The organism is Rhizobium sp. CBN3 (genome assembly GCF_030518245.1).
Taxonomy (GTDB): Bacteria; Pseudomonadota; Alphaproteobacteria; order Rhizobiales; family Rhizobiaceae; genus Rhizobium; species Rhizobium aethiopicum_A.
Window position 1 is genome coordinate 1 of sequence record NZ_JAULSE010000081.1, and the last position, 1,093, is coordinate 1,093.

Sequence of the window (1,093 nt, forward strand, 5' to 3'; positions counted from 1 at the left end):
TGACGGTAGGGAGTAAAGCCGAGCGCCCGCGCGCTTCTCGTTGCGCTGTAGCGGGTGATCGGCTTTGCGGGCGGCCATCAGTGTTTTCCGCTAGGGTCGGGTTGTTCAAGACCAACCTGACGGAAAGATCACCGATGACCAATGACATGATGAACGTGCGTTCGCTTGTTGAGAAGAGTGCCGATGCAGATTTGTTGCGTGAGATGATCGGTCTTGCTGCCGAGCGGCTGATGGAGTTGGAGGTCGGCTCGGCCACGGGTGCTGACTTCGGTGTGAAGAACCCGATGCGGCTCACTCAACGCAATGGCTACCGTGACCGCGATTGGGAGACGCGGGCTGGCACCGTCGAGCTTCGCATTCCGAAGCTGCGCAAGGGCAGCTACTTTCCGAGCTTCCTTGAACCGCGCCGCATGGCAGAGAAAGCTCTGACGGCCGTTATCCAGGAAGCGTATATCCAGGGAATCTCGACTCGTTCTGTCGACGACCTGTGGTGGACGCGACCTATCTCAAGGTCCGGCGTGGCGGCCGCATCGTCTCAGTCGCCGTCATTATCGCGGTCGGCGTCAATAACGACGGTCGGCGCGAGGTCCTGGGTATGGAAGTTGGCACCTCGGAGGCCGAACCGATCTGGACGGAATTCCTGCGCAGGCTAACGCGCCGCGGTCTACGCGGGGTGAAGTTGGTTGTCTCTGATGCGCACGAAGGTCTCAAGGCTGCCGTTTCCAAGGTTCTCAATGCCACTTGGCAAAGGTGCCGGGTTCACTTCATGAGGAACGTGCTCGCGCATGCTGGAAAGAGCGGCAGGCGGGTCGTATCCGCCTTCATCGCGACGGCCTTTGCCCAGGAGACCCCGGAGGCAGCAAGCCGCACAATGGCGCAGTGTCGCCGATCAAATCAGGCCGAAAGTGCCGAAGCTTGCCACCATCATGGACGACGCTGAAGAGGACGTGCTCGCCTACATGACCTTCCCGAAAGAGCACCGGGCAAAGCTGCACTCGACGAATCCAATTGAGCGTCTCAACGGCGAAATCAAGCGACGCACCGAGGTCGTCGGCATCTTTCCGAACGACGAAGCCATCGTCCGTCTCGTCGG

Annotated in this window: 1 pseudogene; it reads left to right on the top strand. The window is 60.2% G+C overall.

The window, feature by feature from the left end:
- Positions 1-134: 134 nt before the first annotated feature.
- Positions 135-1,093: pseudogene (locus QWJ46_RS31025) on the top strand (IS256 family transposase); the annotation flags it as partial.